Source organism: Bradyrhizobium sp. Pha-3 (assembly GCF_042258615.1).
Classification (GTDB): domain Bacteria; phylum Pseudomonadota; class Alphaproteobacteria; order Rhizobiales; family Xanthobacteraceae; genus Bradyrhizobium.
The window spans coordinates 7,829,077-7,847,908 of the sequence record NZ_CP170152.1; the positions used below are offsets into that span (position 1 = coordinate 7,829,077).

General features: G+C 59.8%; 20 protein-coding genes. 5 read left to right on the top strand and 15 right to left on the bottom strand.

The window, feature by feature from the left end; genetic code table 11:
- Positions 1-22 precede the first annotated feature (22 nt).
- The 3 genes from ACE10Z_RS36575 (at position 23) to ACE10Z_RS36585 (ending at position 2,458) form a co-directional block, all read left to right on the top strand.
- Complete coding sequence (locus ACE10Z_RS36575) at positions 23-700, top strand: DUF2478 domain-containing protein (RefSeq protein ID WP_375785044.1); 678 nt, start codon at positions 23-25, stop codon at positions 698-700.
- Positions 701-1,348: 648 nt separating this feature from the next.
- Positions 1,349-1,903, top strand: coding sequence for a peroxiredoxin (locus ACE10Z_RS36580; RefSeq protein WP_342713458.1), 555 nt, complete (start codon positions 1,349-1,351; stop codon positions 1,901-1,903).
- 6 nt (positions 1,904-1,909) lie between these two features.
- On the top strand, positions 1,910-2,458 hold the full coding sequence (locus ACE10Z_RS36585; RefSeq protein WP_375785045.1) for a carboxymuconolactone decarboxylase family protein: 549 nt from the start codon (positions 1,910-1,912) through the stop codon (positions 2,456-2,458).
- A gap of 198 nt (positions 2,459-2,656) precedes the next feature.
- On the opposite strand, the gene ACE10Z_RS36590 is transcribed toward ACE10Z_RS36585, so the two are convergent.
- The 8 genes from ACE10Z_RS36590 to nifH form a co-directional block, all read right to left on the bottom strand.
- Entirely contained in the window at positions 2,657-2,953 is a 297-nt protein-coding gene (locus ACE10Z_RS36590) for a ferredoxin family protein (RefSeq protein WP_342709698.1), read from the bottom strand.
- 38 nt (positions 2,954-2,991) lie between these two features.
- Positions 2,992-4,299, bottom strand: a complete 1,308-nt coding sequence (locus ACE10Z_RS36595) for an FAD-dependent oxidoreductase (protein WP_375785046.1) — start codon at positions 4,297-4,299, stop codon at positions 2,992-2,994.
- Between the two features lie 11 nt (positions 4,300-4,310).
- The gene (locus ACE10Z_RS36600) at positions 4,311-5,420 is read right to left on the bottom strand and encodes an electron transfer flavoprotein subunit alpha/FixB family protein (RefSeq protein WP_375785047.1); all 1,110 of its coding nucleotides are present in this window, start codon (positions 5,418-5,420) and stop codon (positions 4,311-4,313) included.
- Between the two features lie 556 nt (positions 5,421-5,976).
- Positions 5,977-6,108, bottom strand: a complete 132-nt coding sequence (locus ACE10Z_RS36605; protein ID WP_375785048.1) for a hypothetical protein — start codon at positions 6,106-6,108, stop codon at positions 5,977-5,979.
- Between the two features lie 305 nt (positions 6,109-6,413).
- Entirely contained in the window at positions 6,414-6,755 is a 342-nt protein-coding gene (nifW, locus tag ACE10Z_RS36610) for a nitrogenase stabilizing/protective protein NifW (RefSeq protein WP_375785049.1), read from the bottom strand.
- Positions 6,756-7,230: 475 nt separating this feature from the next.
- Positions 7,231-8,418, bottom strand: a complete 1,188-nt coding sequence (gene nifV / locus ACE10Z_RS36615; RefSeq protein ID WP_342709692.1) for a homocitrate synthase — start codon at positions 8,416-8,418, stop codon at positions 7,231-7,233.
- A gap of 363 nt (positions 8,419-8,781) precedes the next feature.
- On the bottom strand, positions 8,782-9,498 hold the full coding sequence (locus tag ACE10Z_RS36620; protein WP_375785050.1) for a nitrogen fixation protein NifQ: 717 nt from the start codon (positions 9,496-9,498) through the stop codon (positions 8,782-8,784).
- 147 nt (positions 9,499-9,645) lie between these two features.
- Positions 9,646-10,530 (bottom strand): nitrogenase iron protein, encoded by an 885-nt coding sequence (gene nifH, locus ACE10Z_RS36625; protein WP_375785051.1) that lies wholly within the window; start codon positions 10,528-10,530, stop codon positions 9,646-9,648.
- 852 nt (positions 10,531-11,382) lie between these two features.
- Here nifH and ACE10Z_RS36630 point away from each other — a divergent pair.
- The gene (locus ACE10Z_RS36630) at positions 11,383-11,796 is read left to right on the top strand and encodes an ArsC/Spx/MgsR family protein (RefSeq protein WP_375785052.1); all 414 of its coding nucleotides are present in this window, start codon (positions 11,383-11,385) and stop codon (positions 11,794-11,796) included.
- A gap of 466 nt (positions 11,797-12,262) precedes the next feature.
- On the top strand, positions 12,263-13,000 hold the full coding sequence (locus tag ACE10Z_RS36635; RefSeq protein WP_375785053.1) for an OmpW family protein: 738 nt from the start codon (positions 12,263-12,265) through the stop codon (positions 12,998-13,000).
- A 541-nt stretch (positions 13,001-13,541) separates the two neighbouring features.
- On the opposite strand, the gene ACE10Z_RS36640 is transcribed toward ACE10Z_RS36635, so the two are convergent.
- From ACE10Z_RS36640 to ACE10Z_RS36670, 7 genes are all read right to left on the bottom strand, one after another.
- The gene (locus tag ACE10Z_RS36640; RefSeq protein WP_375785054.1) at positions 13,542-13,889 is read right to left on the bottom strand and encodes a ferredoxin; all 348 of its coding nucleotides are present in this window, start codon (positions 13,887-13,889) and stop codon (positions 13,542-13,544) included.
- Positions 13,890-15,192: 1,303 nt separating this feature from the next.
- Positions 15,193-15,666, bottom strand: coding sequence for a Rieske (2Fe-2S) protein (locus ACE10Z_RS36645; RefSeq protein WP_375785055.1), 474 nt, complete (start codon positions 15,664-15,666; stop codon positions 15,193-15,195).
- Positions 15,667-16,247: 581 nt separating this feature from the next.
- Positions 16,248-17,441: a DegT/DnrJ/EryC1/StrS family aminotransferase gene (locus ACE10Z_RS36650; protein ID WP_375790012.1), complete on the bottom strand. Its 1,194-nt coding sequence runs from the start codon at positions 17,439-17,441 to the stop codon at positions 16,248-16,250.
- 5 nt (positions 17,442-17,446) lie between these two features.
- Positions 17,447-17,716 (bottom strand): hypothetical protein, encoded by a 270-nt coding sequence (locus tag ACE10Z_RS36655; RefSeq protein WP_375785056.1) that lies wholly within the window; start codon positions 17,714-17,716, stop codon positions 17,447-17,449.
- 34 nt (positions 17,717-17,750) lie between these two features.
- Positions 17,751-18,110: a DUF3024 domain-containing protein gene (locus ACE10Z_RS36660; RefSeq protein ID WP_342709684.1), complete on the bottom strand. Its 360-nt coding sequence runs from the start codon at positions 18,108-18,110 to the stop codon at positions 17,751-17,753.
- Between the two features lie 15 nt (positions 18,111-18,125).
- Entirely contained in the window at positions 18,126-18,365 is a 240-nt protein-coding gene (locus tag ACE10Z_RS36665) for a nitrogen fixation protein NifZ (protein ID WP_375785057.1), read from the bottom strand.
- Positions 18,362-18,682, bottom strand: coding sequence for a nitrogen fixation protein NifZ (locus tag ACE10Z_RS36670; protein ID WP_375785058.1), 321 nt, complete (start codon positions 18,680-18,682; stop codon positions 18,362-18,364). The genes ACE10Z_RS36665 and ACE10Z_RS36670 overlap by 4 nt, the downstream gene beginning before the upstream one ends.
- Between the last annotated feature and the right edge of the window lie 150 nt (positions 18,683-18,832).

Sequence of the window (18,832 nt, forward strand, 5' to 3'; positions counted from 1 at the left end):
GCGCAGCAATAGGACCACGGCCTTGATCGACACTCTTGAAGAAATCGATCCGAATGATGTGGCGGCAATTTTGTACCAGCCAAACGACGACGTCGATAAGCTGCTTGCCGATTTTGCCCAGGATCTCGCTCGGCAGGGCGTACGCGTCGGCGGCATCGTCCAGCGACACTTCAAGGGCGCAAACGTAACGCACGCGATGGTTGCAGTCGACGTTGCAACGGGACAAGAGATCTCGATTTCCAAGCCACTCGACAGTGGAGCTATGTCCTGTACGCTCGATACAAATGGACTTGCCGAGGCCGCAGCTGCCGTTTCCCGGGCGCTTCGCGACAAGGTCGATCTCCTCGTGATCAGCAAATTCGCCAAACAAGAAGCGCTTGGCCGCGGCCTGCGCGCCGAATTCGTCGACGCGATCACCCGCGGCGTGCCCCTCCTGACCGCTGTTCCAAGAAAATGCCTTGGCGACTGGCGAACTTTTACCGGGGATGTTGGCACGCTGCTAGTTTGCGATCGTCAAGTCGTGGAGGAATGGTGGCGCGACAGCTCCACGCGCTTGGCGCGCAGCCGGGTGTTCGGTCCCAGGTGCGGCTATCTGGCGACGATGATACCGGACAGCTTGGTGACGGCGGTGAGACTATCGGGCACGCTGGCTCCGAAAGCGCCCGCCGGGCCTCTTAGCCGCCTACGAAAAGCGCCTTAGCTCCGGCATCCACTCCACATTCTGAGCCAGCAGATGCGCTGCGATGGCGCTGATGATACCGTCTAGTCCGCGAGAAGCCACTCCCACAAGCTCGGCGCGCACTATCAATCAAAGCCCTTATCAGGCCCTTAGTCGGTTCTGCAGCCCGGCCGATCGACGACGAGCTGTTGAGGTCTGCCTGGCATCCTCCCCCGCCAATCACCTAACCGCCGCCCGGGTGCCATCCACTACGAAGACGCCCGATGATAATCCTTCTTCTGCCGGCGCATGCTGGCGGCTTGCAGGCTGGCACCCAGCCGTGCTGCAGGCCGATCATCCTCGGGCGGAGTCGTCATGCACGCCTCAGGGCCAGAATTTTTGGCGCACTACAGCGCGCGTCAGTCACCTCATCCCATTAGGTTCCAGAATTGCTTCAGCATCGCAAACCCAGCTGAACAGCGCACTCGATCTAATCGCTTCGCGCGAGCGAGCATCGCGCATGCACGCGGCACGATTGGATATGGATCTGAGATCCAATCGAGCAAAGGTAGATGCTACAGCAGAGCTCCAGGTTGGTGTGGTCACGACAATCGGATTTGAGAACGCATGGCATATAGCTTGCTTCACAGGTGACAGCACGATCTACGCAAACAGACCTGTGAGGACAGCATGCTTGGAATTGGAAGTCAGTTGCCACCGTTCGAGGTCACGGGCGTGAAGCCCGGCTTTCAGGCGCAGGAAGAAAATGGGCAGAGCGCCTTCGAGACGCTGACCGAAACGAGCTTTCCAGAAAGATGGAAGATCATCTTCTTCTATCCTAAGGATTTTACCTTCGTCTGCCCGACCGAGATCGCCGAGTTTGCCCGGCTGTCCAAGGAATTCGCCGACCGCGATGCGGTCGTGCTGGGTGGTTCGACCGACAACGAGTTCTGCAAGCTCGCCTGGCGGCGCTCGCATGTCGACCTGCACAATCTACCGATCTGGCAGTTTGCCGACACAAAGGGAACCCTTGTCGATGGCCTTGGTGTGCGTTCACCCGAGGGCGTCGCCTATCGCTACACCTTTATCGTTGACCCCGACAACACAATCCAACACGTCTATGCCACCAATCTCAATGTCGGGCGCAGCCCCAAGGATACGCTCCGCGTTCTGGACGCGCTGCAAACCGACGAGCTCTGTCCCTGCAACCGCGAAGTCGGCGGCGAAACCCTGAAGGTTGCTTGAGGCAGCATGTCGTCGATCGAACAATTGAATGAAACGATTCCCGATTTCGCCAAGGACGTCAGGCTCAACCTGACCTCCTTGATGGCCGATGAGACGCTCTCGCCGCAGCGACAATACGGACTACTTCTGGCGAGCGCGATTGCCACCCGCAACGCAGCCCTGATTGCCGCGATGGAATCGGCTGCAGCCGCAGTGATGACGCCTGTGGCAATTTCCGCAGCGAAATCCGCAGCCTCTGTGATGGCGATGAACAACGTCTACTATCGCTTCGTTCACCTCGTCTCCAACCCGGATTACAAGACGATGTCGCCCCGGCTGCGCATGAACGTGATCGGCAATCCCGGCGTGGACAAGTCCGACTTCGAGCTGTGGTCGCTGGCGGTCTCAGCCATAAACGGCTGCGGTGCCTGTATCGACGCCCACGAGAAGACGCTGCGAGCCGCGGGCGTCAGTTCCGAGGCCATCCAGACCGCGGTGCGGTTTGCTGCGATCGTACAGTCAGTGGCGGTTGCGATCGAGGCCGCTGGGCCTACCCCTTCCCAGACGACGGGCTGATTCCCCTTGCCACCGGATCGACGCCTGGCGCCACTCAATGGCGCCGCAACCAGTCCTTCGCGTAAACCGAGCTTGCGGGGCGTACCCTTGAGGTGCCAGCCTCGCTCGAATCTTACCCCATGTGCAGGGGAGGCGGAATGCGCCGGTGAGATCCCCCCGTCTATTTTGGCGATCACACCACAGTTCTTCGTTCCATTCTCACCCAAACTTGAACAGCACTCCGTACCCGCCGCGCGGATGGCTCCATTGGATGTCGCCGGTTGGCTCGGCGATCACGCGGCAGGTGCCGCACTCGATGCAGCCGTCGACCGTTATCTCGACCTGGCCATTGTCGTTGAGTTCGTAGCATCGCGCGGGGCAGACTTTCAAAAGCGCAAGTAGCTGTGGTGACGGCGTCGTGTGTGCGCGCACCTTGACGTGGGGATGACCGACATCGACAAGATAGCGGTTGTAGTACAGCTTGTCTTCGACGCGCATTGAGGGTTCGACATTCATGCGTTGACCTTCCATTGGTGAACCTAAGCTGTTGCCGGTCAGCGCCAGGCCCGGGCAAACCGACACGCATCGCCGAACAGACCTGTCCATGACCGCGCCCTGACAAACGATTTCAGGGTCGCCTTCTCCTTCTCAGCCTTCGGCGTACCATCGACGCGCACAAAGTTCTGCATCGCCTTGGAGATAAGCTGCGGATAGGTAAGAAAGAAGTTTTGCGAATGCGTGTGCATCAGCGTCGGCAAATCCTTGTACTTCTTGAGATCCTTGATGACGAAAGAGTCGTCAAGCATCTTCTTGTAGAGTGACAGATTTGTCGCGGTCATCGGCTCGCGGCGCGATTTCACCTGAACGATCGCTTCGGCCGCGATGCGGCCTGAGGTCATCGCAAGATTCGAACCCTCGCGATGAATGGCGTTGTTGAGCTGCGCCGCGTCCCCCACCACCACCCAGCCGTCACCGTGGAGCTGCGGGATCGCCTTGTAACCGCCTTCGGGAATGAGATGCGCCGAATACTCCTTGACTTCGGAACCTGCGATCAGCGGCGCCACGGACGGATGCTGCTTGAAATGATCGAGCATGCCGTAAGGCGTCTGCCCTGTGCGCTGGAAATCGGCGACGAGACAACCGATGCCGAGCGAAATGCACTCCTTGTTGGCATAGATGAAACCCATTCCGGTCATGCCGCGGGAAATGGTACCGGCCGCCTCGATCACGACGCCTTCATCGCCCTTAAGATTGAAACGCGCCTCGATAGTCTCGCGCGGCAAAAAGTGCATTTCCTTCACCGCGAGCGCAACGTTATCGGGTGTCGGCCGCGCGCGCAGCCCCGCGCGGGTCCCGAGCAGGCCGTTAACACCCTCCGCCAGCACGACGACGTCGGCATGTATTTCGCCGTCGCGGCGATCCGTACGGACTCCGACGACCCTCTCACGGTCGTCCCGTGCGAGCTCGGTGACTGTCGTCTCGCACAGCACGGTCGCGCCGGCCTCCCTCACCTTCGACGAGAACCATTTGTCAAATTGCGCGCGTATGATCGTGTAGCGGTTCGGCCGTTCCTCGTTGAAGTCATCCGAGCGGTAATGCATGCCGACATGGGATCGATCATCCATCATCCAGAACCGCTGTTCGACCAGATGCCGTTCGAGCGGTGCATCCTCGCGAAAGTCGGGAATCAGCTTTTCCATCATGTCGGCATAGAGGATTGCGCCCTGCACATTCTTCGATCCGGGATATTCGCCCCGCTCGAGCTGCAGCACCTTCATACCGCGCTTGGCCATGGTCAACGCCGCCGCGTTTCCTGCCATGCCGGCTCCGACCACGATCGCATCGAACCTCTCTTCAATCATCATCATCTCCTCTAGACCGCGATCCGGGCGCGCGAATTCGGCAAAAGCCTGGCGCGAAATGCGGCCGTCAGTGCCGGTAGCAATTGAATGGCGTCATTGACGATCGCGACATGGGCAAAGTCGAGGATCGGCGCGTTCTTGTCAGTGTTGATGGCGACGATCAGATCCGCGCCCTCCACGCCAACCCGGTGCTGGATCGCGCCGGAAATGCCGGCAGCAATATAGAGCTTTGGCCGGATGGTCTTTCCGGTCTGGCCGATCTGCCGGTCAGACGTAACCCACCCTTTTTGTACCAGTGGACGCGAGCAACCGTACTCCGCGCCAAGCAGAGTTGCGAGCTCGCGCACCAACCGAAAATTCTCAGGCGATCCCAGTCCCAAGCCCCCGGCAACCACGACATCGGCATAGGCCAGATTGGACGTTTCTGAATCGCGATCGGGGATGAACGACAGCACTTTCGTGACGATATCGTCTTCAACAAGGCCAAGCGGGTGGATGATGATGCGAGCGGCATCGCGTGCGACGCGCTCTGGCATGGGCATGACGCGCGGGCGGACGGTTGCCATCTGCGGACGATAATTCAAGGTATAGATCGTGCAGAGCAGCGAGCCGCCAAAGGTCGGACGCGTCGCCGCAAGCGAACCATCGGCGTCGACGTCAAGCGCGGTGCAGTCGGCAGTGAGCCCCGTCAACAAGGTCGTCGCCACGGAGCCTGCGAGATCTCGACCGAGTGTCGTCGCACCCAACAGCAGGATCTCCGGCTTGTAGGTGTCGACGAGTTCGGTGAGCGCTTTGGTATAGGATTCGTTGCGATAATCCGACAAAACATTGTCGCTCACGAGATAGGCCAGATCGGCGCCATAGCAGAAGGATTCAAGCGCGGCGTTACGCGTGGGCTGCCCCTCCGGACCGATAACGACAGCGGCGAGGTTCACCTTTAGCCTGTCGGCGAGCCTGCGCCCCGCACCCATGAGCTCCCAGGACACCGGATGCACCTGGCCGCGCTCCTGCTCGACGAAGACCCAGACATGCTTGTAGGCCTTAAAGTGCTCCGGCAGCTCCTTTTTGGCTGCTGCGCGGCCGGCCGCCGCCGGCACGGCGGTTTTGGTGACATTGCTCATGCTTTAAATTCCCCTCAAAAATTACGCGCGCCGGCGCACACAGGATTGCTTTCTACTTCGGTCAACTGAGGATCACTTTTCATCAGCGGGTGGCCGGCGGCTTGCCCGCCCCGTCTGCGCGGTACGGCCCGACCGCGCAACGAGACGCCTCGCCGCGCTAGACGGACCGGACGGGCCTGATCTTGTGAGGTTCTCGACACCGGTCTCTTGAGCGCTCCATTCGGCGAGCGCCACGGCGGCGGCCGGACCGCTGCGGTAAATCTGGCTGGTCGCTTCGATCCTTGGGTCGGCAAGTCCGCTTACTGCGCAATACCTGCACCTTGCTTTCGGCCCAGGGCTCCTCATTGACTGTGACGACCAGAATGATCTTGCCACTGCACTTGCCACGCAATCCGTGCCCAGCCTCCAGCGCCGACAACTCGCATAAGCCGGCGTTAGTGCCTCGTCCTGACGCATGTCGACCATGGGATGGATGCGGGCCTGCGCGGACTCGGGGACCTGCTGGAAGCGGACGACTATCTGCATACCCGCTCCAGGTGTATCGTGGACGAGCGACTTACCCATTGACCACCATCTCGCGGTCGATGCTGGCTTCAATCGCGTCAAAGGCCATTTCGAACGGCACTGGCGCCAGCGTGAGCCACGAGATGATGCCGCAGCGCTCGACGGCCGGCAGAAGCAACGCCATAGGTCTTCCTTCAAATTCATCTCGGACGGCTACCATCTGTCGGCATCCATGACGGGATTGGCACGACAACAGCAAGTGTCGTACCAGTCGCAAGAGCCAAGGAAAATCGGGCGAAAGCAATGACTTGGAATACGCTCAAGATGACTGCTGACACCGCGGACACGACCACTCCAGACATGGGTCGGGAATACGACAGCGCCGCTCGAGTCATCGCTGCAGGGAGTTGATCTGGATGAAGACGAAGTCTGCACAAGGGACCGTCACCACGCCACTTGGGAGAAATCGCGCTGCAGCGGAGCACGAGATCACTTCAGCGCACTCAATGGGACAAAGGCCGCCGGCTTCTTGGGGTCCGCGACGGCATCCTTCAAAACCTTGAACACTCGCTGATCGATCGGTGACGATGCCGCGAAATCGGCATAGGCCTGCTCCAGCATCGCCTTGCACCGAGCTCTGACTTCCGGCTCGGCGGCACCAGCGAACTGCTCCTTTGCGAAATATTGTCCCATGCGCTTTAGGATATGAAGGCGCGCGACATTGACGATCTTGGGGTCGTAATCGACGCCTAGCAGCGAGAAAAACTCTTCCGCCGACGAGGCCTTGCTGAGCCGATCCAGGATACCGGTTGGCGGGCATGAGTTGCTCATCGTAAAATCTCCCTTGGGTTAGCGCGTCGACATTCGGCGAAACGCGGCAGCCGCCTGACGATCCTGTCGCAGCCCCGAGCCTGCACAGCTGCTCCGCGCCGCCGAAGCCGGGCCCTGGAAAGCCGCCCCTCAGCATTGCTGCCCACATCGGCGGATTCGCCGGTGACGCCAGCGCCAATGAAGATGGATCAATGGTCAGACCGCGATCAATGTTGACGCTCGTCAGAACGTAGCCGGACCGGAACAACAGCTGCACGGAAAGACGCCGCCTGGCAGTCCGAGGACGGCTCGCCATCGGATAGCAGATCACAGCATCTATGCCAGAACGGACAGCAAGGTCTGGAGCTGAGATCGCGCTAGGGAATCTGGCATGCGCAGGCAGGCGGTCGTTCCCGCCCATCAGCGACATCGGACACCGTCCTTGCGGCCCATTGGATTTCGAACATTCGGCGAAAACGATGCTGGGCACGGCTCTTCACGCGGGGTCGGTCGCCAAGCATCCGCACACATCGCGCCAGATTGCCGCCACCGTTTCGCGCTCGACCGGCAGTTTGTGCGCGATGGCATGTTTGCGGACTTGCGAGAGGATCTGTCTGGCCTGATCGGCGCTGGCGACGAGCTGCAATTCATTGAGCAACGCGGTGATCGCCGAGAGCCCGGAATGCTTGCCGATCACAAAACGGTTGCGGCGCCCCAGCAAAACGGGATCAAGCGACTGATAGGTGCGTTGATCCTTCAAAAGGCCGTCGACATGAATGCCGGATTCGTGCGTAAATACATGTTCTCCGACAATGGCCTTGTTCAGAGGAATCGCACGTGCAGCCGCGGACGCCACCACCGCGGCGACATTCTCGAGCTCCGGCAGTATGATGCCGGTCTCGCGCCCGTAGAGCTGCCTGAGCGCGACCGCGACTTCCTCGAGCGGAGCATTTCCGGCCCGCTCGCCCAGCCCGATGACGGTCACCGAGGCGTGGCTCGCGCCCGCCTTGATGGCGGAAAGCGTATTGGCGGTTGCGAGGCCGAGATCGTCGTGGCCGTGGAATTCGAGTTCGAGATCGGTGGTCGCGCGCAAATTCCTGACCAGCGCGTAGGTTGTGTCGGGATCGAGCACACTGAGCGTATCAGCAATACGAAAGCGACGCGCGCCCGCCGCTCTTGCCGCTGCCATCAGTCTGATGAGAAAATCGATGTCGGCGCGGGAGGAGTCCTCGCCGCCGACAGCGACCTCAAGTCCCCGCTCACGGGCGTAACCTACCGCCCGCCTCACCTGCTCCAGCGCCAGGTCGCGATGACCGCCAAGCTTGGCCGCGATCTGCACATCGGACGCCGGGATCGACATATTGATCATGGACACCTTCGCTTCGATCGCGGCGTCGACGTCCGCCTCCCGCATCCGGCACCAGCCGATGGTGGTCAGCGGAAGATCCGCTTCGACAATGGCGCGGATAGCGGCGATCTCCTCGTCGCCCATCGCGGGCGTTCCCGCCTCGATCTCCCTGACCCCGGCTCGCGCCAGCGCCTGCGCGATCGCGAGCTTTTCCTCTGTGGTGAACGCAACGCCAGGCGCCTGCTCGCCGTCGCGCAGCGTCGTGTCGTTGAGCACGGTCGGCTCGGTGCGCGCCTGCTCGGACCAAGCGGGTTTGGCGGCAGTGGTGGCGGCCATCACGAAAGGGCTCCTCATTGTTTTGACCAGCATATGCTTCAGCAACCCGCATGCCAGGCCGCCCCCCGACAACCGATTGAAATATCTCCGCTTTCATCCTCCACCGGATTGTCGCAAACGCAACAGGCGCATTAAGCGGACGCCTCACCATGCCGCTTGCCACGCCGAACTGGGAGTTAGCTCGGATTGCGGCGCGCAGGATGAACGAATTGTCGCGGAGCATTTGGGCCCGGTACCGCCTCGGTCACATGGTCGCTCGCTCGCATCGAGACGACGTCGGCTGCGCGTCGACCTCCTGCGACGCAGGCCAACCCCGGCCAAGCGTTCTCGGCCGGCGCGGTGATCGAGAATCCTTGTGACAGCTCAGATGGGCCAGTCGCCGTCGACGGCCGGACGAGCTGCCTGCAACAGAAAGTCACGCCTGCGCTCGGCCATCCGGCTCTCGCCGCTTTCTTCGCCAAAGCAGAGGTTGAAGTCGTTACATTGCGTGCACACCGGCGTTGTGCACATCACGAGGCCTTCATCCTCGCACAGCATGCGGTAGAAGAAGCGCTTCCAGCGCATATTGTTGACATTGCGCAGGGCAAGCGGCGCGAAATGGCGGCTTAGCAGCCGAGACAGTTCGGCACGATTGCGCAATCCGAGATCTTCCCACAGGTGGTCTGGCTCAATGGCGCGGCGCGCGATCATCGCTGCAAGCCAGCGGCCGATATCGCCTTTCGTCGAGCGTTGCTTGAGCAAGAGATCGCGCACCATTGCGATCTCGTCGTTCTCATCGGACTTGAAGGCCAGGAGCTGCTCCGCGAGCTTGATCTCAACCGACGGAAAGTACTGCTTCAGCAAGGCCACCAGTTCGTGGCCGGACAGGCCGGCCTTCTCGGGAAGCGGACCACCGTCCAACGTGGCAGCCGCTAGAATAGACGCCAGGACATGGCAATCGAAATTGCTGTCAGTGACAATGTCGGCATCTGCAGGAGCCACACCGGTGAGCAGGCGGTAGGTTGCAATTCCCCTATGCATCTGGCTGTTCGCATCAACGGCACAGGCAGCCATCAACGAAAGGAAGTGCGCTTCGGGCATGATTTTGTGGCTTCCACGGCGGTCAGGTTTACCCGCACCATCCAGGTCTTGGCCACGGGTCGATCGTCAGAATGCCGGCCTCCCGGGATGGGGGGTAGGGAGACCGGCATCCGTCGCGTGCCTTCACAAGGCCGCGACTCGCGACCTTTACGAGGCCGCGAGTTCGGCAGCGGTCTTGCCGACGATGGATTCGTCGACGGCCTTCATAATGCCATGCTCCATCAACATGTCCTCGAGCTCGTCCATGGAGATCGGGGTCGGAATGATCCCTTTGCCGCCATTGTTGTGAACCTTGGTCGCGAGATTGCGATAGTGATCGGCTTGCTGCGATTCGGGCGCATACTCCAACACCGTCATGCGGCGCAACTCGGCATGCTGCACCACGTTGTCGCGCGGCACGAAGTAGATCAGCTGAGTGCCCAGCTTCTTGGCCAGCGCCTCCGCCAGTTCCAGTTCCTTGTCGGTCTGCCGCTCGTTGCAGATTAGGCCGCCCAGTCGCACACCGCCAGAGTTGGCGTATTTCAGGATACCCTTGGAGATGTTGTTTGCGGCATACATCGCCATCATTTCCCCCGACATCACGATATAGATCTCCTGCGCCTTGTTCTCGCGGATCGGCATCGCAAAGCCACCGCAAACGACGTCGCCAAGCACGTCGTAGGAGACATAGTCGATGTTCTCATAGGCGCCGTTCTCCTCCAGGAAATTGATCGAGGTGATGACGCCGCGGCCGGCGCAGCCGACACCCGGCTCAGGACCACCGGACTCGACGCAGCGGATGTCCTTGTAGCCGACCTTCATCACGTCCTCGAGTTCAAGGTCCTCCACGCTGCCGGCACTCGCTGCGAGGCTCAAAATCGTGTCCTGTGCTTTGGCGTGCAGGATCAGGCGGGTCGAGTCCGCCTTAGGATCGCACCCCACAATCAGGATTTTCTGACCCAATTCGGCCAGCGCCGCTAGCGTGTTCTGCGAAGTCGTGGACTTGCCGATGCCGCCCTTTCCGTAGAACGCGATTTGTCTCAGTGAAGACATGTTGCTCTCCATCAACCGATTTGCCAAAAGTTGCGCACTTCTCACGCGCGAGCTCGTTTCTCTCTCAGAAACGGGGCACACGGGTTCAAGGGAAGGAGCGCATCGCTCGTCTTAGACGTCGGCGTGCACTCAGCCCTCACTCAGTGTTGCTGACGCCTACTAGCAACCGCCATGCCAACGCTCGCGCGCGCCCATTAAGCTTCTGATTACGTTTTGAAAACCAACGCGCCCGTGGATCATCCCAGCTGTATTGGAGCTGACAGCATCTGCGCGGTGTCAGAAAGCGAACAAGGGCGAGAACCATCAACCGGAAGAAGCCAGTTTGGCCTGGTCTGGTCCGGTGCCTACCCTCATCCGTGGAACGGAATTTGCTCCTTTTCTTGCGAAGCCAGCTGTCGGCGATTTGAGGAGAGGGAGGATGCAGGTCGGACTCGGAACCTCGACGGTAGTGGACCGTCGACGGGTGCGTGGTCGACGATGATGAGGTCAGCCCGCGCGCCCCTGGAATTGATCAAGCATGATCAGAGCGGGACGCATGAGTTGAAAACGCCGCAGGATGCTTTTCCGAGGGCGCCTATGGGTTGAAGCCAGATTAGTCCTGCTCGGCGCTCCCTGAGACATAAGGCGCGGACGCTCATTGATGAGTTGGCGGCTCAGTTTCAAGATGCTCGGATCTTGATCGTTTGCGAACACCGAGAAAGCGACGCCCATCGGACGCATGAGGCCGGCGCACGCGGTACGCTGGTCAAGCCGCTGACTTTGGAGATGGCTTGCAAGAAAGTCGAATACGCGTTTGGACGCTGCGGCAACGCCGCCGATCTCTCAGTTCGGCGTACTCGTATAAGGTAGATTATGGCGACAATCATCTTTTATCAAAAGCCCGGCTGCGTTACCAATGCGCGTCAGATGCAGGCGCTGAAGGTCGCTGGCCACGACGTGATAGCGAAAGATATCTTGAAGGAACGATGGGGTGCCGAGGAATTGCGACGCTTCTTCGACAATATGCCGATCGTATCCTGGTTCAACCGAGCCGCGCCCCGTATCAAGTCAGGCGAAGTCAATCCCGGCGCAATCGACGCGCCGAGTGCACTCGCGTTGATGCTGCGCGATCCGCTCCTGATCCGACGACCGCTGATCGACGTCGGCAGTGCAAGATGCGCTGGATTCGATCATGAGCTCGTGCTGTCGCTGCTTGGCCGGAAGACGCAAGATGATCTCGAGCGATGCTCGTACGAAAGGACGGGCACGCGCTGTCCACAGACGTGAGGAAAAGATCGATCGCACGACCATGCCAGCCGATGATGCGAACAACGACGTTTTCGCTTCCGGCTGCCTCAGGGGCAGCCGACAGGTCCTTCGCTGACAAAGCCGGCGTGAGTGGCTCCCCGTAACAAAGTGCTCTCATGCCGCACTCGGGGTGAATACAGCCTCTCCGGCGCTTGCGGTGCGTGAGATGCCGCCGCGGTTCGACCGTCCTGATCCTCATGCCCCCTGCGCCCTGGATTGCATCCAAACACAAAGCCGAAAATAGTTTCTTGAACAGCTCACACCGAAGATTGAATTGAATTGCGATCCGCACATCGACTTTTCGCTGTCGTGATCCATTTGCAACTTTGCTGCATAATTACGCTACGGCGGCTCCATTTTGACCGGCATCAAATCCTTCGCCATCCCCCATGTGTGACAGATGTCTCGCGCGACTCTTCGCGCGAACTTTGGAATGGAGAACTCGATGAGACCAAGAACAACTCTGACGACGGCATCGTTGCTCGCGCTCGCGACCTCGTTCAGTGCCGTTAGCATCTCGGTACAGGCCGCGGATCTGGCCAGGGCGCCGGTCTATTACAAATCACCCCCGATCGAACCCTTCAATCCGTGGATGATCCGCCTGCGCGTGCTTGGCGTTTTGCCGGATACCGCAGGCAGCTCGGTCAACGTCGCCGGGGCGCCGCCGCTGTCCTCGCCAAGGTCTGGGCTGTCGATCAGCGATCAAGCGATACCGGAGCTCGACATCACCTATTTCTTCACAAAAAATGTTGCCGCAGAACTCATTCTCGGCGTGACCAGTCATCACATCAGCGGCAACGGCCCGCTCAATGGGCTAGATATCGGCAAAGCTTGGCTGTTGCCGCCAACGTTGACCCTGCAATATCACTTCACCGATTTCGGGCCGCTCAAGCCCTATATCGGCGCGGGCATCAACTACACCGTGTTTTTCAACCAATCCGCAGCCAATACGTCGCTCGCGGGCCTTGCGGTGACAGATTTGCACATCCAAAACCAGCTTGGCGCCGCGGTCCAATTCGGCTTCGATTACATGCTTGACCGTCACTGGGGCCTCAACTTCGACGTGAAGAAGTTGTGGCTGCGTCCAGATTATTCGGCGACCGTAAACAATGCGATTGCCGTCACCGGGCGCGCCAATATCGACCCATGGCTTGTCAGCGGCGGCATCACTTACAAATTCTGACGCTCAAGTTCTGCCGCCAGAACGGGAGCCAGGGAAAGGATCGGTTTGGTCAGCAGCAAGCGAGATGGCGCGTCAAAGATGCGTCATCTCGCCGGACACTGGAAGCCACCCGCAGCATTTGCTCGCGTTGTGAGCTACGGATTGGTGGCATGAAGTGACGGAACGCCAGCCAATCGAGCAAATAGTGATCGATGAGATCGTGCTCTTGATTCGTTGCCCGTTGCGGGGCCCGACTTGCTTATCAAAGGCAGGAATTCAAGCCGGCGCGCCGTCCTACGGGGCAGACCGCGTCACAAAGGACTTGACGCTCAGGCCACGTCGACCTCGATCAAGCGCAGCACTCTGATCGAGCCCGCTTCTCGCCGAACATCCAGATGAAATCCAAGGCCATAACGACAAGGTCGATGCCTGCTGTTGCCGTCCCGGCGGCGACGGGCGCCCGTTCATCTTCAAATGATCGAACAGCTCCGAGATGCCAATCGTTGGACGGATAAGCCGTACACACTCGATAGCCCGAGCCAAGCGGCGCTAAGCGATGCCTCTAGCTGCGCTTTAGCACCATCACGAGGCGGTCGACACGTTTACCTTGCTTGAGATGAGAGTTTACGATTTCGTCAACGTCCTCAGGCGTGGTCACGCGATACCAGACTCCGTCGGGATAGATGACCATCAGGGGGCCGGAATTACAAAAGCCGAGACAGCCCGCCACCGTGAAACCGACATCGTTGAGGCCTTGCGATTCGATCGCCTTACCCATCCGATCCCACAGAGGTTGCGCGCCCGAGGCGCCGCAGCTGCCGTGCGGATGAGCCGGCGGACGCTGCGTGTTGCAGGCAAAGACATGATGTCTATACAGTTGAGGAAGCTCGAATTCGGTTTCTGCGTTCATGCGCCTATTCCGCAATCAATGGATTTCGTCTGAAAAGAGACAATATCCGAGCGATCGCCCCACATCTTCAGTTAAACGCCGCATCAACCAATTGATGCTACGGAGTTCCACCCGTGCTTGCGAAGGCACGGGAGACGAGCGGGCGCCATAGTGAACGTCATCGGAAGATCGGCGATAGATACTTCCGCGTCTGGGACAGCCTCCTTGATCGGATTCAACGTCTTCTCCCGTCATCGCAAACTTTTTGCTCCCGCATCGCTTAGTCGACCATTCAACTTCTCCAAGCAAGTTCCGCACCAGATGCGTGACGCTCGTTTCTGCAACGATCCCTTGCCCTGCCCCGGCGCGACTGACAATTCTTGCCGAGGTTACGACAAGGTCGTTCCTTTCTGTTTCGGACGCGACAAACGTTGAATCGCGTTTGAGCCGCCCGCTTCAGGCTTCCGCAGTTCGCACGCGGAACGGGCGGAGATTCTCGGTTGGTCTGTCCAGCTCTTGCTCGCGAGCGCTCCGACGAGGCGCAGGTGATCACCGAGCCACGTTTGAGGCTACAGGGCAGGCCCGCCCACAAACTCTCGATTGGCAGCAACGGCAAACCTGCAGCACAACCAGGCCAGATTGCGTCGCGCGATATCTCGAGATGCGCTTGCCGCATCTTGTGGAACGAAGAGCTCGACCACGGGCACGTGCTCGTCAATGCATTCGACCTTAACCGGCGCCGTCGGCTGACCGTGGGCAGCGGAACTCACTAAGGACGTCGCATGAACGGAGGTTTGGCATTGCAATTGCAGCGCGGGCACTAACGCCAGCTTCGGCGGACGCCCAAGAACTTCTGACACAGGATCGTCATTTCTCTGCCCAAACGGTCCTGCCAGTCTGGGTCCTCCCATTCTCCCAGCCCAGACGGTGCCCTCGGCGGACTTGTGGCCGCCGAGGGTATTTCCTTCTCGAGCATATTGTATCCGCCGGCAGCAAGACGCGTGTCTTGGCCTGCCGGGTCCATTTGGTGGGCGTGAACATGTTCGAGCGAAGCGGATGCCGGTTCACGTAAAGGAAACGCGTCAAAACAGGAATCGAGAGACCCGTTCCGATTTCATCGGAACGGAAACGGCTCCAACGCCAGAGCACCTCCTTGGTGCCGCGGAGATCGCCGGGTGCACGACCGGAATCTGGCTGGCAGCGCGTTTGCTCTCACACGTTCAGAAGCGGCAACATCGTCTGCGTCAACGCTCACGAGCATGACGGCTTTATCCGGCAACAAAGCGCCTAAGCATCTTGAAGCAACAGCCAAGCGATACGCCTATTAATCGGGATGGATCGCAATATCCATGGTTTCGTCACTTTCCTCGAACGGGTTGGAAAACCGATCGTCCTCCAGCAGCTTGACGCCGCACAGGCAGACGTCACCTTCGATCACGGCGAGTGCGACCGGCTCAAGCGCTTGCCCATTGCAGGGCCCATCGATGCACACTCCAGTGTCGATCTCGAATCTCGCACCGTGCCGCCCGCATCTGAGAAAGGAGCGGTCTGGGGAGAAGAATTCACCGGAGCCGATGTTGAGCCAGGCGCTGTCATGCGGACAACGATTGACATATCCGAAATACTCGTTGCCGAACGTGCGCACCACAATGATCGGAAACGGCCGGCTGGCGCCGCTATCATCGATCCGCGACAGGCTAAAGCCCCTGGCGCCACTCCGCTCGATGGCATCGGCCGGACAGACGGCGAACACCTCGATCTGATCGCTCTTCAGGTTGCCGATCATCCCTTCGCTCATCCCGGCCTCGCAGTTTCCTGCTTGAAGGCTTCGATCGCGGTCCGGGTCAGCCGAAAAACGCCACGGCCACGAGCGAGCGGCCGATAGGTCGAACTGGCACGGGCGTTGAGAACGTCAAACCATTGGTTCGGCGTGAGCTTCGCCGGGCGCTCGCTGATCTGGACCACCCTCCCGTTCGGAGCGAAGCGGACGTGAATGATGACTTGTTGCGAGTTCATAGCAACCCCTTATTTGGTCCATCCTAAAGGCCAAAGCCAAAACCGAGGATTTCGATTGTGACGTCCTCGGTTTCGAGCACCTGGCGCGTGGGCCTCGAGCGGCGGGTTGGAGACGGCACCTTTCGCTACTTCGAACAGGTTTCTTCGCGCTCGCATCTGGAGCATTCCCGCGGCCTTCCCAGACGAAAATATGACTTCAGCAGCATCCGCCCCGCCCCCGCATCTGCGTGGGACGGCGATCTGCGCGCGAAGCAACGCCACAAACGGCCTGCCCACGGTCGCCTTGCTGGATTTGCGCAATGACAACACCGCGATCATCGCTATTCAATCATTCGTTCGTTCATGAAGTGGATGACGAGCATCTCAGTAGATCGCTGCACCCGCGCCCACGTTGATCGACGCATCTTTCATGGTCTCGACGACAAACTCGATCTTATTGTTGGTGAGATGGGTGTGAAACGGCAGCGCCAGAGCGCGATCGGCGATCTTTTCCGCAACCAGGAAATCGCCACGTCGATAGCCGAGGTCGAAATAGTGGCGTTGCAAATGCAGCGGATGGCTATATGCGGCAGCTTCGACCTGGGCGGCGCGCAGATCATCGACAATGGCATCGCGGCCGGATCGCGTGAAGCGCGTTCCCAGATGGACGAGATAGAGCAACCAGTTCACCTCGGTCACATCGGGGCCAACGTAAGGCGGCTTGATGCCTTCAAATGATTGCATATGCGCGTTGTAAAGCTGCTCGACCAATCGACGACGCTCCAGGATTTCATCGAGGCGCTTGAGCTGAGCCAGCCCCAAGGCAGCCGTGAGATCGCTCATGCCGCACTGGTAGGGTGCCGTGGCGCCGACGACAACGGACGAGCGCTCGTCCAGGCGGTGGGCGCGATGGCGACGAAGGCCAACCGCGATGTCGATATCGTCGGTCACGACCATTGCGCCTTCGCCACAGCTTAGGGCCAGGGGCTGGGCAAAGTCGAACACCGCCAGGTCGCCAAACCGGCCGACGAGCTCGCCCTTGTAGCTCGAACCGATCGCCTCGGTGGAATCCTCCAAAAGCGGCAGCTGATGGCGCTGCGCGATCGCGCGCAGCTCCGACCATGGCGCAGGATGACCGTTGGCATTGCCGGCGACAATCGCCCGCGTGTTGACCGTGATGCGCTCTTCGGCCTTCGCTGGGACCAATGTCCCCGACCAATAGTCGATGTCGGCAAAGACCGCCCGTGCGCCCGCGAGACCGATAGCATGGACCGTCTCGCGAAAGGAATACGGTGAGGCAATGACCTCCTGCCCCGGTCCGACCCCGAGTGTCTTCAGCGCAAGCAGGAGCCCGATGGTGCCGCTCGAGACCGCGACCGCATGTTTGCGGCCAAGATAGGCCGCGAAAGCGTGCTCGAACGCTTGAGTGATCCGCCCATTGGAGATTTGCGGCGAACACAGCAGCGTTTCCACGGCAGAGAGCTCGGCGAAGGTGATATCGGGATCGGACAGTGGAATGAAGGATGTATTTGCCTCCTCATTGTCCGCGCCATCAAGCGGACGCTTTGCGAGTTCAATGCTGCTCACCGCGCAACATTCCTTTTCGCCAATACGATGCCGGTCGCCCGCGTCGGATCGGCCGTAATCTGCACGCAGTGATCCGATCCATCGAGCAAATGCAGGTCGAAACGAGGAAACTGCCGGAACGGCTGATCCGCGACATCCGAGGCATCACAGCGCGCCCAGGCAAGCTGCGGGAAGCGGCGCGACAGCTCGACAAAGCAGCTCGTCTCGGCGCCAGCGTCCGCAAGCAGCCGTTCGATTTCGATCAACTCCTCGGAAGTGAGCGCCATCGTAGCTCCTTTATCGCTCGTCAATGGCGGTTCGTCATCGCCAGAACAGACGCTCCGGATCCGCGTTCAATTCGTCGATTGCTGAAGTCAGGCGGTGGTAAAGGCTGTAAAATTCCCAGATTCCTTGCGCATGGTTCTTGCAAAACAGCTTCCAGATTCCGCTCACGGCATCATAAAGAATCAACGCGACATCGACTAGACCGCCATCTTTGTCGATATTGCGCGAGCAACAGGGACTCTCGACGAGATAGCCTCCCCTCACCGGCGTCACGTTCGGCGAGACATAGAGATAGCGCTTGCGCAAGCTTAAGCCGCGCTCGATCCGCTTGCGATCGAGCTCGTTTGGGTGAGGCACCAGCCCGGTCTTTGCCTTCCTCATCAGCGCGGCATTCATCGCGAAAGCCTCCCTTCAAAGCACTGTGATTTCTTCTTCAAGACAGCCGATGAGCAGCCGTTCACCAAAATCGACCGTATAGATCGGCACGTTCGCTTCGGTATGGATAGCGACCCTGATGATCTCGCCGGTCGCTCCGGCGCCGAGCAAGAGCCCCTCGGGCTCCGTATTGGGAAAAGAGCCGTCGTTGGTGATGTCGACTGCGGTTTTGACGCGCTGGCCCCGCCGATATTTCGGAAAGCAGGACTCAGTCATGACACGGCCTCTTCCGGCAATGGCAGATCATCAGTTTCCTCGCACGCGTCCACCGGCGCGAGTTCTTTGCGCTTCATGCCAACGCGGTAGCCGCTTTCCAAAAACTCGACCCCGTAGATGTAGAATTGCTGCAGGAACGTGCCGATCGAGATGACGTAACCTACGTCTCCCTTTTTGACCAAAATGTCGCCAATCTCCTTGCCGCGATAGGTGCCATCATTGCGGATGGTACGATTGGCTCGCACTTTTTCGCCAAAGTTGAAGACAGGCGGCCCGCCGAGCTCGACGACGTCGCTGTCGCGAACAATGCTGCTCACGCTCCGCTCCCCCGTGGACATGCAAGGCCGCCGCTCCGACCGGCGCAGGCGAGATCCTGCCGAACGTCGGCGCCTGCGGCGCCGCCAACGCGCAGCACGAAGCTTGCGACGTTTTCAGCAACAACTCTTGGCATGTCGATCATGGGATTC